Source organism: Labrenzia sp. VG12 (genome assembly GCF_002237595.1).
Taxonomy (GTDB): domain Bacteria; phylum Pseudomonadota; class Alphaproteobacteria; order Rhizobiales; family Stappiaceae; genus Roseibium.
Window position 1 is genome coordinate 1,658,839 of record NZ_CP022529.1, and the last position, 16,882, is coordinate 1,675,720.

Sequence of the window (16,882 nt, forward strand, 5' to 3'; positions counted from 1 at the left end):
TTCGCTCCTCCAACGCGTTTGCTGCCACCGACAGAGCCCACCCGAAATAATCATTGTCATTATTGCGGGTATTTTTTCAAAATACTGATCTCCTTCATGTATTAACCGGCAACACCCGGCCAGATTTAATATTCCTTCACTCGTTTGCGCCAAGAAAGACACAAACTTTCTCAACGATCGGGACCAGAGTTTGTGACCCAGTCTCCTGCGCAACGCTCATCCAAGAGCGTCATTACCAAGATCCTGCTGGCGGCAGCCGCCGTCATTGTGGCGATTTTCGCCGGCTTCGGCCTCTTCAACGACACCCTGCAGCGCAACGCCAAATCCGACGAAGTGCGCGATTACATGACCGGTGTCGGACAATCCGAAGTCAATATTGTTCGCAACTGGTTCGAGGCACGTCTGCTGCTTGTGGAAACCACGGCCGAACGGATCGCCAAGGCAGACGACGTCACGCCCGAGTTCTTCAACCTGAAGACCCTGACCGACAATTTCAGCGCCACCTATTACGGTGTTGCCGAAGACGGTGCCTTCAACATGTGGCCGGAGGCGGATCTGCCAGAAGGGTATGACCCGCGCAAGCGACCCTGGTACCAGGACGCTGCCGCCAAGGGCAGCTCCACCATTACCGCGCCCTATCAGGATGCCTCTTCAGGCAATCTGATCGTGACGGCCGCCACGCCGGTCAAGGCCGGCGGATCTCTTGCCGGTGTTGTCGGCGGCGACTTTGAAATCACGACCCTGGCCAACATGCTGGCCTCCTCCGACATGGGCGGAATGGGGTATGTTTTCGTAACGGATGCGGATGGCACCATCCTCGTCCACCCCGACAGCGACCTGATCTCCAAGCCCTTGAGCGACCTGTTTCCGGAAAGCACGGTCAAGGTCTCCGCCGAGCCGCAATATGCCTCCAATGCCAATGGCGACCGGATCGTGCAGTTTGTTGCCGTGACCGGCCTTCCGGTTGACTGGCAAATCGGCCTGTCGGTTGACGAGGCCGCGGCCTATGCCAGCCTGACCAGTTTCCGCTATTCGGCCATCATTGCCACGGTGATCGCCACCGTGCTGATGCTGGTCATCCTGGGGACCTTGTTCCAGACCCTGCTTGCCCGCCCGCTGGCCTCCGTGACCCGCTCCATGGCCGAGATCGCCGAAGGTGACCTCGATGCACCGGTTCAGGGCCTGGAGCGCAACGACGAGATCGGATCGATTGCCAACGCGGTTGAAGTCTTCAAGACCAACGGCAAGGCGCAGCGTGAACTGGAGGCGGAACGCGAAGCCGAACAGGAAGCAAAGCAACGCCGTGCCGCCGCTGTCGACGATCTTCTCGGCGGTTTCAACCAGGAAATCCGCAGCGTTCTGGAAACCGTCTCCAACGCCACCGACGAGCTGGAACGCACGGCACGTGAGCTGGCAGAAACGTCCGACAAGAGCTCGACCGATGCGGAAGCAGCCGCCCGCACCACCGGCGACACGGCCGCAAATGTACGCTCGGTTGCAGCCGCCTCCGAAGAGCTGACCTCCTCCATCGCCGAAATCGCACGGCGCGTGGAAGACCAGGCCGGCATCTCCGACAAGGCCTCCAGTGCAGCTTCCCAGACAGATCAGACCGTCCAGAGCCTGGTAGCAACCACGGACCGGATCAGCCAGATCGTCAGTCTGATCAACGACATCGCTGCCCAGACCAACCTCCTTGCCCTGAACGCCACCATCGAGGCAGCCCGGGCCGGGGAAGCCGGCAAGGGCTTTGCGGTCGTGGCGTCGGAAGTGAAATCCCTGGCAACACAGACCGCCCAGGCAACGGAAGAAATCGCCACCCAGATCCAGGCGATGCAGACCGTTTCCAACCAGGCGGCCGATGCCATCAAGGACATTGCCAACGTGATCGCCGAAATGTCGGAGATCTCCAAGGACATCTCGGTCTCGGTCGAACAGCAGAGCCTAGCAACCAACGAGATCTCGAAAAACGTCAACGAGGTCTCCACCGGCACGGATTCGATCTCCGAAACCATCATCCAGGTTTCCAGCGGCGCCCAGTCAACGGGCCGGAATGCGGCCGATGTCCTGTCGACCGCCGAGTCGCTCTCCAGCGAGGCATCGGACCTGCGCTCCAAGGTCGAACGCTTCTTCGACGGCATCCGCGCCGCCTGATTGAAACGGAAGTTTGGAGAAAAGGGCGGACCTGCTGGTCCGCCCTTCTTTTTTGCCTCCCGCCAGCTTCGAGCCAGCGTGCGACGGTGGCGTCCATATCGATCAAACACGGCGGAAAAGGCCTTGCCATTCGGACGTCTCGTGGCGCGGAGTCGCCCGGGCAGAAGATCAGGTCGACGTTTCCTGCCCGGTTATTTCACCACGTCCCGCAAAAACCTTTGCAGTGTTTGTTTGCCACCCGGTCTCCAACCGAGGGCGCGCAGCTTGTCTGTGGCCATGACGCCCGGCACCGTTTCGGCCTCATCCGGCAACTTGCCGGACACTTTGGAAAATTCAGCATAAAGCTCAAGCAGCTCTCGCTGGTCGAGCAACAGATCCGACACGTTGAAGACATCAAAGGGCGACTGGCCGTTTCGTCCCAGCAGCAGGGACACGGCGGCTGCCAGGTCCGCGCCATGAACTTCCGTTGCCCGGCGCGGTGCAATCTCTTCACCACACGCAAAGGCCTCGAACATGGAGGACCATTTGTGTGAACTGAGCCCGGGTGGCAGTCCGTAAATGCCGGTTGCTCTCAGGACGCTGCCACCGAAATGCGCGTCGCTCCGGGCTTCAAGTGCCTGCTCACCGGCCAGCTTGATCTCACCATAAAGCGAATCCGGCCGTGGCTGATCACTTTCTGAAAGCAGGTCGCCGCGCCGGTGATCACCATAGACCGCCCGGCTTGAGAGAAACACGGCATGCCGGCATCCGGCGCGTTTTGCCGCGTCAAACAGGGCTTCCGTGCCCCCGACATTCACCCGGGTGAATGCTTCTGGATCGTCCCCCTCGCCGCCCCGAAACCTCCCGGGTTCATGCAGCAAGGCGCAATGAACCAATGCGTCGGCTTGCGGCAGCTCCGGCTGAGGATCTGCAAGGTCGTACCGGCAAAATCCGGCCGAAAATCCGTCAACCGGCTGGCGCCCAAGACATGTGACACTGTGGCCATCCCTGATCAGCCGATCAAGGATGAACCGCCCGACCGTCCCGCTAGCCCCCGTCAGCAGGACATGCATGTCAGGATGCTTTCCGCGCCGGTCCGTCCAGCGGTCCGGGCAGATCCGAAATCACGTCCGGAATGCCGTCACCGGTCGCATAGGCCTGCCAGAGATCGATCAGGGGCCGCAGGCGTTCAGCCTTGTCGTGACCGGTCTGCCAGGGCTTTTCATACTGGTAGTGCAGAATGTGAACCTGCCGCCAGTCCCAGAGGTCCGGAAGGTTGAACCAGACATATTGCAGCATGTTGTAAAAGACCGGCAGTCCGTGCCAGTCGGGAAAGAAATGCTCCAGAAACGTCTGATCGGTGCGCCGCCAGAACGCTTCCGGCCGATCGAGTCGTTCCAGCATTGCGGCAAAGGTGCCTTCATCCGGCTTCGCCGTGAAAACACCACTGTTCAGGCGGTGAAAATCCATCAGGCTTTCATAGACATTGGGCGCGGCGCAGAACTCCGGATAGCCGAACAGCTTGTCGCAGTTCCGGAGCACCAATGCGTCGGCGTCGATGAAAACAACGCGCTCATAGTCCTTCAGCTGCCAGAGGCGCAGCTTCACGAAATTATCGAGCGGTGTATGAAACACCGGCTTGCCGCCTTTCGTGAACGGGGCCGCCTTGTGCAGGCGGCCACGCTCGTGACGCTCGTTGAAAGTCTCTGACGTCGGCAGGCGTTCGCAACGGCCGAGCCGCGGGGCAAAGGGTGTCAGAACCGACAGGTCGTCTTCTGCGACCGCCGGCGTGAACAGCACCACAAGGTCTGCCTCCGTGTCGGTCCGCCGCAGCGAACGCAATAGCGCGGACGCCCCGAGCACATAGTCCCGGTTGGTCACCAGTGTCACATAGGCGGTCCGGCTGGCCGGTCCCCTGTCAAATTCCGGAGCATCCTGCATGGCCAGACCTCAGGAGACCGATTTCAGACGCGGATGTTCCGGATCGTGCTCGATCTCTTCGGCAATGTCTTTGGTCCAGGCCGAAACCGCCGGAACGCGGCTACGGTCGACGCGGTAGGAGAAGTTTTTCGCAACGTCGACCACTTCCGTCAGAAGTCCGTCTTCCAGCGTGATCGGGTTGAGACCGAGTTCCAGGAACTGCTTGTTTTCAACGACCAGATCGTTTTCAGCCGCTTCCTTGCGCGGGTTCGGCAGGTAGGCCACCTTTGCGCCAGTCAGCCTGGAAATCAGTTCCGCCAGATCGCGCACCCGGTGGGTTTCCGTCATCTGGTTGAAGACCTTGACCCGGTCGCCTTTCTGCGGCGGGTTTCTCAGGGCCAGCTCGACGCAGCGCACCGAATCCTGGATGTGAATGAAGGCCCGCGTCTGGCCACCCGTTCCATGCACCGTCAGCGGGTAACCGATGGCCGCCTGGATCAGGAAGCGGTTCAGAACGGTGCCATAGTCGCCGTCATAGTCGAACCGGTTGATCAGCTGCTTGTGGCGCAGGGTCTGCTCGGTATGGGTGCCCCAGACGATCCCCTGGTGCAGATCGGTGATCCTGAGACCGTCATTCTTGGCATAGAACTGGAACAGAAGCTGATCCAGGCACTTGGTCATGTGATAGATCGAGCCGGGATTGGCCGGATAGAGAATCTCCTGGGCTGCCTTGTCACCGCCCAGCGTTTCCACATCCACGCTGAGATAGCCTTCCGGGATGGCCGCACCGACGCTCGAATAGCCGTAGACACCCATCGTGCCGAGGTGAACCAGATGCGCATCCAGATCGAGCTCCACCATGGCGTTCAGCAGGTGATGCGTGGCATTGACGTTGTTGTTGACCGTGTAATTCTTGTGCTGATCCGATTTCATCGAATAGGGCGCGGCGCGCTGTTCGGCGAAATGGATGATCGCGTCCGGGCGATTGTCGGCGAGCCAGGCCTTGAAAACCTGGTAGTCGGCGGCGATGTCGATCAGGTGGAAATGGATCGTGTTACCGGTTTCCTGTTTCCAGATCCGCGTGCGCTCCTGGATCGAATCCATCGGCGTGAGAGACTGCACGCCAAGTTCGGCGTCGATCCAGCGACGGCTGAGATTGTCGATGATATGAACTTCGTGTCCCTGGTCCGACAGGTGCAGGGACGTGGGCCAACCGACAAAACCATCACCGCCAAGTATCGCAATCTTCACTGAAATTCTCCCTGGATTATCACCACAACGTGAAATGAAACGATCGGACGTCCCGATTGTTTCATCTGAAAGACCAGATCATTGCGATATTTCCGTGACAACTCAACTTCGATTGTCGCAATTGATACATAAAAGACGATTGGTCACAGGAAGAGTGCGGGGCTGATCACTCGGTCGGCCGGATCTCGAATGCGCCGGAAGCAGGGTCCGCCGTTTCCAGGTTGGTGACCGTGTTGACGCGCGCCAATGCAGGCCCCTGCCAAAGCGCATCCAGCATGTCGACCACCGTGTCGGCGGGGCCGGAGATTACGGCCTCGACGGCCCCGGTCTGCAGGTTGCGCACCCATCCCGACAAGGCCCTTGCTTCGGCCTCTTCGGCGCACCAGGCCCGATAGCCCACACCTTGCACACGGCCTTCGATCAGAACATGCATGGTCAATGGATCTGCCGTCATCAAGCGCTCCTTCGCGTCGGCTTTGCCGAAAGCTTAGAGCGCTTCGTCATCGCTTGCTAGAGGCTGTGGGCTTTTGGGATCTGCAACCAGACCAGGGCCCGATCGCGAAAGCGGGACCGATCCCTGGTCGCTCCTAAGCCTTGACGAGAGCCGCGTCCCGGGCCGACCGCTTTTGCTCGTCCAGCATGACGACCAGCGAGGCCCCGACAATCACCAGCGCGCCTGGCCAGAAGGCACCGGAAGGCGCAAAGCCAAAGGCAAAAAAGCCAACCGCGATGTTGAGCGGCAGCTTCAGGTGATCGAACGGCTGGACGAAGGTCGCATCTGCCTTCTGATAGGCCAGCGTCAACAGATAATTGGCTAGAACCGTAAGCACGCCTGCGCCGACGAGCAGCCACATCGCCTGACCGGACGGAACAATTCCACCATCGCCCAGCGCCAGCAGCGCGTTCACGGGCGTCAGCAGAAGCAGGAGATAGATTGTGATGGAATCGGCCTGTTCGGTTGCAGTCAGCTTCTTCGTCACCAGAGAGGTACCGGCCCAGAAGGCCGCCGCGCCGACCGGGAGCAGAGCTGCCCAGCTGAATGCCTCTGTCCACGGTTCGAGAATCACCATGCCGCCACCAAAACCGGCAATGGTGGCAAGCCAGCGCACCAGACCGACCCGTTCACTGAAAAACAGTTTGGCCCCGACAATCACGAAAAACGGCGAGGTCATCACCAGGGCGATTGCCTGCCAGATTTCCACCCGCGCCAGACCGGCCACCCAGAGCTGAATGCCGATGACGGCCAGGGCACCGCGGGCCAGGTGCCAGCCAAGCTGTTTGGTCCTGAGTGCCGAAAAACCGCGCCGCAAGACAAAGGGCAGCCCCACCAGCAATCCCAGCGCATATTGCCAGAAGGCTGCCGAGGTCGACGGCACGCCGAGCTGCATGGTCGAGGCCTGCAGGGCGCCATTGACCAGCGCAAAGGAGGCCCCTGCCCCGATCATGGCAAGCGCAGCAAAAAGTGATGTCCGGGATCCGTTTGTCATGACGGTGTCCTTTCTGATCCGTTCGGTTGTCGTCCTGAACAGCCTCAAAAAGACACGTGACCGGGCCCCGAAACGGGACCACGGCCAAGTTCTCTCTCATCCGGACTTTCAGACATCGCCGCAAAACGTTGCCATAACCGTCGGCTCCGGCTTCTCACCGGATCTGCTGACCCTTGCTGAAACCATCAGCAAGGCGCTCGCGGGCTCCAGGTCTCCCTGATACCGCCGGTGGGGACTCTCACCCCGCCCCGAGAACTGTTCTCAAGGCGATCCTTACGCCTGAAAGGGACACCATGCAATGGACACGGCCAAAAAATTTCAGTGATACTGAAACATGTCCCGGATCAGGCAACTGCCTTTCCCCGGGTCGTGGCAGAGCCGGACAGCGCCCGGCTCTGCAATGGTGTCAAAGTGTTCACCCTTGCACGACATGGGTGACCTTGTGTGCCTCCCAGCGACCCGGTGGTTCGAGCTTCCGCACCAGATCATCGATGACCGCCTCCGGCACGACTGCGTCCCTGCTCCTGTTCTGGGCATGCAAGGCAGCTTGTGACGGCTCCAGATAGACGATTTCGACCCGGGCGCCATAGTCACGCAGCAATCTGAGCGGCTTGCCCCGGAGCTGCGCGGATATGTTGGTCGCGTTCCAGACAAAGTCCTGCCCCTTGCGCAGGTGTTGACGCGCCGCCTCATAGGCAGCCTGGATCACCCTGCCCTGGTTCCCCGTTGCCGATTCCCCAAGTTCCTCGCGCACCGCATCGAGACTGACGACAGGCAGTTCCGGTCGGTTCCGCGCAATCCAGGTGTCCTTGCCCGCCCCCGGAAGACCTGACATCACGGTCACACGGCAACGAAAGTCTTCAAAGGCCACGTAACGCGGATCCCTCTCCGGCCGTTCAAAAAAAGCAACCCTGCTTTCGTCATTGGCAAAGGCAAAGGGCTCTGTCCTGCAGCCGGCGTCTTCAAAGACCTGCCGTGCCAGTCCGACATTCACCAGAATGCCGTCCTGGTCGTCACAGATCCGCCCCATCGCGTCGGCTTCGGCATGAAGACACAGGAGATCCGGCCGGCACTTCCAGGAGGTCTCAATGGCAAGACGCTCCGGGTCGTCCCGCTCAATCAGCCAGAAGGGAAGCTGATGCGCGACAATGAGACCGCACAGCTGTTCCCGCCAGGCAAAGGGCGCGCCCGCATGCCACAGAAGTCGCCTCGCGATGCTTGCGCCAACCCTGGAATGCCCACGAGAGGTTATGCGCCCGTCATCCTCAGCCCGCGTTGTCGCCGGCTTGCCGACATCATGCAAGACCGCTGCCCAGAACAGACAGGATCTGCTCCCTGGGTCCAGCTGTCGCCAGTCCGGCAGCGACACCAGCTCCTCCACCACCATGCGGGTGTGCCGGCCGACATCACCTTCCGCATGATGGACCGGATCCTGCGGGCAGCTGTCGAGGAGTGCCAGTTCCGGCCAGAGTGGCCAGACACGGTCCCAGGCAACCCGCCAATCTGGAGCAGCCGGCACCAGTTGCTGCAGCGCTTCAAAAGTCACCTGATCAGATGGCATCCGGATCATCATAGGCTCCTTTCACGGCAAGCTCGGGTGCGAAGATATCGATTCCCTCCGCCAGACGGTTGGGCAGGATCGGACGGGACTGCCAGTGCCCGTCTGCTTCCGTGATCGCCTGGATGAAATCAGCGCGCACGAATTTGAACCGCCCGGTTACCGCCTCACCCACCTCCTGTTTGACATAAAGCCCCTCCGCCAGATCGGAATCCTCCGTCTGCCGGTCGACCATATCAGGGCGATTGCCGGAGGCCAGCGCGGCCTCCCGGAGTGCCTTTCGCCAGTCCGGCGACTTGTAGAGGGACGGTTTCACGAGGCCTTCAATCTGTTCGACCGAACCAACTTCCCCCTCGAAAACAACGGGAACGGGCATGACCGGCAGACCGAACAGGATGTCCCGGCGCGCAGCCGTGCTCAGAAAACGACCCGTCTCCCGGTCGAGAAGGTCGAATTCGAGGAAGAAATGCGGCAGCCGATCGTAAAACACCGTGTGTTTGGCATAAAGCCATTCGCCATACATGACATAGCGCATGCCAAGCACCTCCCGAAACCTGTGAGCATGCGCAGACGCCCAGGTCTTCAGCAGGTCGAAATGGCGCTCCCGGTGCCCACCCACAAGAAAGTGGCCACGGCTTTGCAGCTGCAGTTGCCCCTCCTGGTCGAAAGACACGGCACAGTTGGCTCCATCGATTTTCTCTTCAATGACAAGGTTCCTTCCGGCCAGGCCGGATACCGGCTGATCGTCGGACAGGTCCCCTTGTTGCAAGCGCGATCCTTCCAGATGGCGCGTGCGCGGATATTTTATCAGTTCCATGGTTTTGCTCGAATTGGCCCGTGCCCCGGATGGACGCAGCACTGCTTTCACGGTCTTTCAAACCGCGTTCAGTCGGCAATCGGAGATGGGGTCACGGGAATGCACATCGAAAAGCCCCGGGAAACGGGGCCGATTGAACAAGGACAATGTGCAATTACGGATTACATGGAACCGGCCATCGGGCGTTCGAGTGACAATGGCGGAACTATACGCCAATCGGCGACAAGGGCAACGTCGCTTGCCTCAGCCTCAAGACATTGGCTGACGCTGTTGCCGGCAGACAACACGCTCCCTGTCCTTGAGCCCTTTTGATGGCACCCCGGATCTGACGGGTTCAGGGATTGTCCACCTGTTGTCAGGCCTCGAGCAAAGACCCTAAATCGGCGGGTTTTTCGGCGATCAACATCGGCTTCTCGGCGGCCAGCTCTTCCCGGCTGCCATAGCCCCACAGCACACCGACGCCTTTAACGCCATTGGCATTGGCCCCGATGAGGTCGTGTTTTCGGTCGCCGATCATTACGGTTTCCCCTGCCGCAAGCCCTTCCTCGGAAAGGACATAAGCAATCAGGTCTGTCTTGGCGGATCGCGTCCCGTCCAGCTCGGACCCATAAACCTTGCCGAAATGCGGCATCAGGCCGAAATGCTCGACAATCTTGCCGGCATAGGCGTGGGGCTTGGAGGTGCAGACATGAAGCTTGACGCCAGCCGAGGACAGTTCGGCAAGCACGTCCGGGATGCCCTCGATCAGGGAATTCTCATAGAGACCGGTGACGGTGTAGCGCTCCCGGTAATGCGCAACAGCTTCATCCAGCCGGGCCTTGTCATCGGTCTCAAGCAGCACCCGGAAACTGTCCCAGAGCGGCGGCCCGATGCACCAGCGCAGATCGGCCGCGGCGACCACCTTGGCCGACATTTTCTCCAGGGCGTACTGGATGGAGCGCGTAATGCCGTCGAACGGGTCTGTCAGGGTTCCGTCGAGATCAAACAAAACCGCAGAAACCGTCATGCGCGCACCCTAACCTGCAAGAGAAAACGGCCTGCAGATGATCGCAGGCCGCTGCACTATCGCCGGATTCGATTTGCTGTCAATCAGCGCCCTCAGGCAAATTCCATGATCACGGCATCCACTGCCAGGCTGTCGCCAGGCTCGGCCTTGATCGCGGAAACCGTGCAATCGCGTTCAGCCCGCAATACGTTCTCCATCTTCATGGCCTCGACAACGGCAAGCTGTTCGCCCGCCTTGACTTCCTGCCCTTCGGCGACCGCGATCGACACCACAAGGCCCGGCATCGGGCAAAGCAGCATCTTGGACGTGTCCGGGGGCAGTTTCTCCGGCATCAACTGATCGAGTTCGGCAACCCGCGGTGTCAGCACGCTGGCCACAACGGAATAGCCCTGCCAGTCGAGACGATACCCGCCCCTGACCGGGCGAACCTGAACCGTGACATCACGGCCACCGACCTGACCGGACCACATCGGATCGCCGGGAGACCAGTCGGATTCCACATTCATCACCGGGCCATCGCCGATCGCGACGTCGATTTCCACGGGCGTGCCCGGATAACCGGCCGCCAGACGGATCGGCACGTAGGTCTTGTCGAGCTTGACCACCCAGTCTTCCCGGATTGCGCCGGAATGCGGCCGCAGGCGTCCCGGAAGATGGTCGAGCCGTTCCCGTTGCAAGGCGCCCATGGACAGGGAGACAGCAGCCAGCACCGCATGAGCCTCCGCGTCCGGAACCGCCGGGGCAAAACCGTCCGGATATTCATCGGCAATGAAACTGGTGGCGAGCTCTCCGGAGCGCCAGCGTGGGTGGTTCATCAGGGCCGTCAGGAACGGCACATTGTGCTGGATGCCATCGACGTAAAACGCATCCAGCGCCTGGCTCATAGCATCAATGGCTTCCTCACGGCTGGGTGCATGCGTGATCAGCTTGGCGATCATCGGGTCGTAGAACATGGAGATCTCCGACCCTTCGACCACGCCCGTGTCATTGCGGACCGTGATGCCGTCGGAGGTCATCTCTTCCGGCGGCTGATAGCGCACGAGCCGTCCGATCGACGGCAGGAAGTTCCGGTAAGGGTCCTCCGCATAAATGCGGCTTTCCACAGACCAGCCATTCAGCTTGACGTCTTCCTGCTTCAGTTCAAGGGCTTCCCCGGCGGCCACGCGGATCATCTGCTCGACCAGATCAACTCCCGTGATCAGCTCCGTTACCGGATGCTCCACCTGCAGGCGGGTGTTCATTTCCAGGAAGAAGAAGCTCTTGTCCTGTCCGGCAACGAATTCGACGGTGCCGGCGCTGTCGTAATCCACGGCCTTGGCCAGCGCGACGGCCTGTTCGCCCATCAGGCGACGGGTTTCCTCGTCCAGAAGCGGCGACGGCGCTTCCTCGATGACCTTCTGGTTGCGCCGCTGGATCGAACATTCGCGTTCGCCCAGATAGATGGCATTGCCGTGCTTGTCGCCGAGCACCTGGATCTCGATGTGGCGCGGGTTCTCGATGAATTTCTCGATAAACACCCGGTCATCGCCGAAGGAAGAAGCGGCTTCAGATTTGGAGCGCGTATATCCGTCGCGCACTTCATCGGCGTTCCAGGCGATGCGCATGCCCTTGCCGCCACCGCCGGCCGAAGCCTTGATCATCACCGGATAACCGATGTCCTCGGCGATCTCCACCGCCTGATCCGGGCTTTCGATTACCCCGAGATAACCAGGGACGGTGCTGACCTTTGCCTCGTTTGCGAATTTCTTGGATTCGATCTTGTCGCCCATGGCCTCGATGGCACGCGGGTTCGGACCGATCCAGACAATGCCTTCCTTCTTCAGCGCTTCGGGAAAACTGGCACGCTCAGACAGGAAACCATATCCCGGATGCACGGCTTCTGCGCCAGTTTCCTTGCAGGCGGCGATGATCTTGTCCGCGATCAGATAGGATTCTGCGGCCGCAGCCGGACCGATATGGACCGCCTCATCTGCCATCTCCACATGAAGGGCATCCCGGTCGGCATCGGAATAGACCGCAACGGTCTTGATGCCCATGCGGCGGGCTGTCTTGATAACCCGGCAAGCGATTTCACCCCGGTTGGCGACAAGTATTTTCGAGAACATGGATTTCCACCCGACTGGATCGTTTTGCTTTTTGTAAGGCGCGCCAAAGAGGCACGCAACTTATCCAAAGGGCGAGACGTGTTTGTGCGGAGGCGGATCCAGTCTGCAGATCTTTTTCTCTGCCTGACGCATGCGTGACCAGAACATCTTTCGTATCGAGCGTCGTTCAGCACCGTTTATCTGAATATTAACACTCCTATTGCAGAAATTACGGAGGGAAAAGGAAACACTGAATGATGAAACGCCTTCAAGGTGCCATTCTCGTTGGACTGTTGCTGTCGGGTACTGCGTCCGCTGCCAGCATTGGCAAGTGGAACAGCGGCGAAATCAACGGCTTTACGCGATATTGGACCACCAATAATGTCGGCGACAATTTCGTGATCTGGTGTCATCCGGAACGCAAGGTCAACGGCACGCTGCTGCATATCGAAGTCGACGGTCAAACGCCGACACCCAACACGCGGATCAAGCTGATCATGGATCAGGAGATCCTCGAGTTGCCTGTCAACGAGCAGGGCTATATCGACAGCGGTTGTGCCACCTGCTCGGACAGTTTCGGTTATGTCTGGCACCGGTTGAGAGCAGCTCACACGATGGCGGTCAAGTTCCATGACAATCGCTATGCCGGTTTCTCGCTGAAGGGCGCGAAGGAGATCCTTCCTGGTCCCGTCTGTCCGACCGATTGGCAGAAGAAAAATCCCAACAGTTAAGGGCATGCCGGACCGTGGCCTTCACGCTGCAGGCTGCAATTTTGCTTAAAATTTTACGAAAACTTTAGACACCATCAGCAATTGTGCCAAGGACGGTATTGGTAGGACAAATGCTGAGAACCTTTCTAATTCTGACGGCCTTTCTGACCACTGCGTTCTCTTCGCAGGCTGCGGAGTTTGGCAGATGGCACAGCGACAGGGCCCATGGGTATGACCGCTACTGGACCGTCAACACGACCGGTGCACGTTTCACCATATGGTGCCCACCCAACCATAATCCTCGCGGTGTTCTGATCAGCGTCGATATCAAGGGAAAGCCCCCAACTCCCGACACGCTTGTCAGGATCGAACTCGACCACAAGCTCGTCAAGTTCAGGGCTGGCTCCGACGGATACATCCGCAACGATTGCCCTGCCTGCGCAGACAATCTGACCTACTTCTGGCATCGCCTCCGAACCTCGTTCCGGTTCAAGGTGCAACTGGAGGACAGGCGCTATGCCGGCTTCTCCCTGCGCGGTGTCCGCGAAGCCATGCCGCATTCGGTGTGCGCCAGCCAGGTCGCGCAAAACAGCCAATAAATGCAGATCCTCCTGCCTGACCGGCATTTTGGTGTTGCCGGTCACACTTCCACGAGCCTGATCGCGGCATACTGGCGCTCGAGTATCTGTGCGGAGTAAGATCATTCCGGCCAATGCTGGCGTGATCGCTCCCAGCGCACTCTGATTGCGAAGCCCCCCCTGTCAGGAGGTAGACATGCGGAAATTTTTGACTTGTTCGGCGGCCGGATTGTTCGCGGGCCTTGCCATGACGTCCGTTGCCGAAGCGCGGCCGGACTTGCGGCAGATGACCTGCGCACAGGCTCAGCAGATGGTTCTCCAGCACGGCGCCGTTGTGTTCACCACAGGTCAGCACACCTATTCGATGTTCGTCTCCAACCTGAGCTATTGCGACAGAAACCAGGTTCTCTTCACGCAGTATGGCCAGACCCGGGATGCCCGCAAATGCCCGGTTGCCTATGAATGCAAGGAGCCCCTGTTCCCGCGCGGCGGCTTCAATCGCTGGAACTGACCGGGCGCCATCAATAGATCCCGACGGCTTCTTCGATCTGGTCGGTCCAGGATTTTCTTGCCTCGTCCTGCAAGGTCCTGAGCAGCTCCGGTTGCAGCAAGGTACGGGCCGCCGATGCGCCAACCCGCACCGGTCGGGGCTCGGTTCCCGGCGCGATGTTTTCAAACCGCTGCCGAAAGGACGGGTGCGATGCGTCTTCATCGACCGTTTCTGCCCAGGCTTCCGGCAGAAAACGTTCCTGTGTGGCTTCTGACACAAGAGAAATGCGTTTGCCCAGGACCCGCTCATGAGGCGGTTCAGGCGCCCGTATCGCGCTGACGAGTTCTTTTTCCAGAGGATCATAGATCTCCGTCTGGAGCGCCTTCGTCACGGTCGCCATGAAAACTTCTGAATCGGCCGCAGCGTCACGACCGCACAGTTTGGCTGCAACACGGTCCGCCTCAAGTTCGTTTTTCCGCGACAGGCGCATCTGTTCACCGTTTGCGCGGTCAAGCCAGGCACCAACGCCCAAGTTGGCAAGGCGTCCGACGATCGTCGTCTCCGGATCGGCAAACTCGAACAGCGTGTCGAAAGTCTGCAGAAACTCCGCCAGATTGGTGGCACCGGTCGTGTGCTGGTGACGCGCATGTCCTACTTCATGGGCAATCACCGTTTTCAGAAGCCGTTCATCTGCAAGAAGCAGCAATTCAAGACCGATTGTCATCGTCGTCTGGCGACCGAACAGCCCAAACCATCGTCTCCGCTCGGAAATCGAAGCATTCAGCGGATCGTCGATGCACAGGACCCTTTGGCCGGTGGTATCGGGATCAAATGCGTCCCAGATTGCCCAGATCAACGGCGCCTCGGACCTGCTCAGCTCGCGGCCGGAAGGGGCTGGTGCCTTCACGAAAAGCATGCCCGCCAGAAGCGCAAAGGACGCGCAAAACACCAGGATCGCGACCGGAGCCAGTACAAGACAGACGATTGGCGCCAGCTCCAGTAACTGAAGCCATAAGGCCAGGATCACAAAAGCCGCGGCGAACACAAATATGCTGGTGAACCGGCCGAAGCGCTTAGCCAGACGAATCAATAAAAAAGCCTCAAACAGGAACGGCGTTTCCTTCAGTGCCGAAAGAAACGCCGTTCCCTGAGAAATGCAGGCTCAAAGCGGAATGTTGTCGTGCTTTTTCCAGGGCGTTTCCGCCTGTTTCGAGCGCAGCAGAGCCAGTGCCTTGGCGACCCGCCTGCGGGTCGAATGCGGCCGGATGACATCGTCGATGTAACCGCGTTCGGCCGCGACAAAGGGATTGGCGAACCGGTCTTCGTAATCCTTGGTGCGCTGAGCGATCTTGTCCGGATCGCCCAGTTCCGACCGGTACAGGATTTCAACGGCGCCCTTCGCGCCCATGACAGCAATCTCCGCACTCGGCCAGGCATAGTTGATGTCACCGCGGATATGCTTGGAGCTCATCACATCATAGGCGCCGCCATAGGCCTTGCGGGTGATCACGGTGATCTTCGGGACGGTTGCCTCGGCATAGGCAAAGAGCAGCTTGGCTCCGTGCTTGATCAGGCCGCCATATTCCTGCGCCGTCCCGGGCAGGAAACCTGGAACATCGACGAAGGTCACGATCGGAATACCGAAACAGTCACAGAAGCGAACGAACCGCGCCGCCTTGCGGCTGGCGTCTGAGTCCAGAACCCCTGCGAGCACCATCGGCTGGTTGGCAACAATGCCGACCGTACGCCCCTCGATGCGGCCAAATCCGGTGAGGATATTGCCGGCAAAGCTGCCCTGGATCTCGTAGAAATCACCTTCGTCGACGGTCTTCAGAACAAGTTCCTTCATGTCGTAGGGCTTGTTCGGGTTGTCCGGGATCAGCGTGTCCAGGCTGGTGTCGATCCGGTCGGGATCGTCATAGTTGGTCAGCTCAGGCAGGTTGGCCTGATTGTTCATCGGCAGGAAGTCGATCAGCCGACGCATTTCCTGGAGCGCTTCGACATCATTGTCGAAGGCACCATCGGCGATGGACGATTTGGTGGTGTGAATGGAGGCACCACCCAGTTCTTCCGCCGTGACGGTTTCGTTGGTCACCGTCTTCACGACATCAGGGCCCGTCACAAACATGTAGGACGTGTCGCGCACCATGAAGATGAAATCGGTCATGGCGGGCGAATAGACGTCGCCGCCGGCACAGGGCCCCATGATCAGCGAGATCTGCGGAATGACGCCGGAGGCCAGCACATTGCGCTGAAACACCTCGCCATAACCGCCCAGCGCCGCGACCCCTTCCTGGATGCGGGCACCGCCGGCATCGAACAGGCCGATGATCGGCGCACGGTTCTGCAACGCCATGTCCTGAAGCTTGGTGATCTTTTCCGCATGCGTTTCCGACAGGGAACCGCCAAAGACAGTGAAGTCCTTTGAGAAGACGTAAATGGTGCGGCCATTGACCGTGCCCCAGCCGGTGACAACACCATCGCCCGGAATGTGCTGGTCTTCCATGCCAAAATCGGTGCAACGATGCTGCTTGAACATGTCGAACTCCTCGAAAGAGCCCTCATCCAGCAACACTTCGATCCGCTCACGCGCGGTCAGCTTGCCCTTGCCATGCTGTGCATCGATACGGCGCTGCCCACCGCCCAGCCGGGCCGTTTCCCGGCGTTGTTCCAATTCGGCCAGAACTTCTTTCATCGGGACCTCCCAAATCTCACTTGGTGACGGCGTATCATGATCCGACCCCGGAAGCCTAGTCAGCACATGGGCTTATGGGAAAACCTCCAGACCTCCTGGAAGATCCCGCGCACCCTGTTCTGGAACTCCGTCTGACGACGACGCCGGGTGATCTTC

At 59.6% G+C, this 16,882-nt stretch carries 15 protein-coding genes and 1 riboswitch; of the genes, 4 read left to right on the top strand and 11 right to left on the bottom strand.

Features of this window, described 5'->3' with window-relative positions; translation table 11 throughout:
• The first annotated feature begins 192 nt into the window (after positions 1 to 192).
• The gene (locus CHH27_RS07590; protein ID WP_094071052.1) at positions 193 to 2,151 is read left to right on the top strand and encodes a methyl-accepting chemotaxis protein; all 1,959 of its coding nucleotides are present in this window, start codon (positions 193 to 195) and stop codon (positions 2,149 to 2,151) included.
• A 191-nt stretch (positions 2,152 to 2,342) separates the two neighbouring features.
• Here CHH27_RS07590 and CHH27_RS07595 read toward each other — a convergent pair whose 3' ends face one another.
• From CHH27_RS07595 to CHH27_RS07635, 9 genes are all read right to left on the bottom strand, one after another.
• On the bottom strand, positions 2,343 to 3,203 hold the full coding sequence (locus CHH27_RS07595; RefSeq protein ID WP_094071053.1) for an NAD(P)-dependent oxidoreductase: 861 nt from the start codon (positions 3,201 to 3,203) through the stop codon (positions 2,343 to 2,345).
• Position 3,204: 1 nt separating this feature from the next.
• Positions 3,205 to 4,071, bottom strand: coding sequence for a glycosyltransferase (locus tag CHH27_RS07600; protein WP_094071054.1), 867 nt, complete (start codon positions 4,069 to 4,071; stop codon positions 3,205 to 3,207).
• A 9-nt stretch (positions 4,072 to 4,080) separates the two neighbouring features.
• Entirely contained in the window at positions 4,081 to 5,301 is a 1,221-nt protein-coding gene (locus tag CHH27_RS07605) for an NAD-dependent epimerase/dehydratase family protein (RefSeq protein ID WP_094071055.1), read from the bottom strand.
• Positions 5,302 to 5,467: 166 nt separating this feature from the next.
• Entirely contained in the window at positions 5,468 to 5,755 is a 288-nt protein-coding gene (locus tag CHH27_RS07610; RefSeq protein WP_094071056.1) for an acylphosphatase, read from the bottom strand.
• A 133-nt stretch (positions 5,756 to 5,888) separates the two neighbouring features.
• The gene (locus tag CHH27_RS07615; RefSeq protein WP_094074586.1) at positions 5,889 to 6,788 is read right to left on the bottom strand and encodes a DMT family transporter; all 900 of its coding nucleotides are present in this window, start codon (positions 6,786 to 6,788) and stop codon (positions 5,889 to 5,891) included.
• 84 nt (positions 6,789 to 6,872) lie between these two features.
• A riboswitch (FMN riboswitch) is annotated at positions 6,873 to 7,048 on the bottom strand.
• 155 nt (positions 7,049 to 7,203) lie between these two features.
• A complete protein-coding gene (locus CHH27_RS07620; RefSeq protein WP_208988671.1) occupies positions 7,204 to 8,358 on the bottom strand; it encodes an AAA family ATPase in 1,155 nt (384 codons plus the stop codon).
• Positions 8,339 to 9,163, bottom strand: a complete 825-nt coding sequence (locus tag CHH27_RS07625) for an RNA ligase family protein (protein ID WP_094074588.1) — start codon at positions 9,161 to 9,163, stop codon at positions 8,339 to 8,341. Before CHH27_RS07625 ends, CHH27_RS07620 begins: the two co-directional genes overlap by 20 nt.
• A 355-nt stretch (positions 9,164 to 9,518) precedes the next feature.
• Positions 9,519 to 10,169: an HAD family hydrolase gene (locus tag CHH27_RS07630; RefSeq protein ID WP_094071057.1), complete on the bottom strand. Its 651-nt coding sequence runs from the start codon at positions 10,167 to 10,169 to the stop codon at positions 9,519 to 9,521.
• Positions 10,170 to 10,261: 92 nt separating this feature from the next.
• Positions 10,262 to 12,274 (bottom strand): acetyl/propionyl/methylcrotonyl-CoA carboxylase subunit alpha, encoded by a 2,013-nt coding sequence (locus CHH27_RS07635; RefSeq protein WP_094071058.1) that lies wholly within the window; start codon positions 12,272 to 12,274, stop codon positions 10,262 to 10,264.
• A gap of 233 nt (positions 12,275 to 12,507) precedes the next feature.
• On the opposite strand from CHH27_RS07635, the gene CHH27_RS07640 reads away from it, so the two are divergent.
• The 3 genes from CHH27_RS07640 (at position 12,508) to CHH27_RS07650 (ending at position 14,052) form a co-directional block, all read left to right on the top strand.
• Complete coding sequence (locus tag CHH27_RS07640; RefSeq protein ID WP_094071059.1) at positions 12,508 to 12,984, top strand: hypothetical protein; 477 nt, start codon at positions 12,508 to 12,510, stop codon at positions 12,982 to 12,984.
• Between the two features lie 110 nt (positions 12,985 to 13,094).
• The gene (locus CHH27_RS07645; protein WP_094071060.1) at positions 13,095 to 13,562 is read left to right on the top strand and encodes a hypothetical protein; all 468 of its coding nucleotides are present in this window, start codon (positions 13,095 to 13,097) and stop codon (positions 13,560 to 13,562) included.
• 175 nt (positions 13,563 to 13,737) lie between these two features.
• On the top strand, positions 13,738 to 14,052 hold the full coding sequence (locus CHH27_RS07650; protein ID WP_094071061.1) for a hypothetical protein: 315 nt from the start codon (positions 13,738 to 13,740) through the stop codon (positions 14,050 to 14,052).
• A gap of 10 nt (positions 14,053 to 14,062) precedes the next feature.
• Here the strand turns inward: CHH27_RS07650 and CHH27_RS07655 are convergent, their stop codons facing one another.
• On the bottom strand, positions 14,063 to 15,121 hold the full coding sequence (locus CHH27_RS07655) for a M48 family metalloprotease (RefSeq protein ID WP_094071062.1): 1,059 nt from the start codon (positions 15,119 to 15,121) through the stop codon (positions 14,063 to 14,065).
• Positions 15,122 to 15,193: 72 nt separating this feature from the next.
• Positions 15,194 to 16,726: an acyl-CoA carboxylase subunit beta gene (locus CHH27_RS07660; protein WP_094071063.1), complete on the bottom strand. Its 1,533-nt coding sequence runs from the start codon at positions 16,724 to 16,726 to the stop codon at positions 15,194 to 15,196.
• Between the last annotated feature and the right edge of the window lie 156 nt (positions 16,727 to 16,882).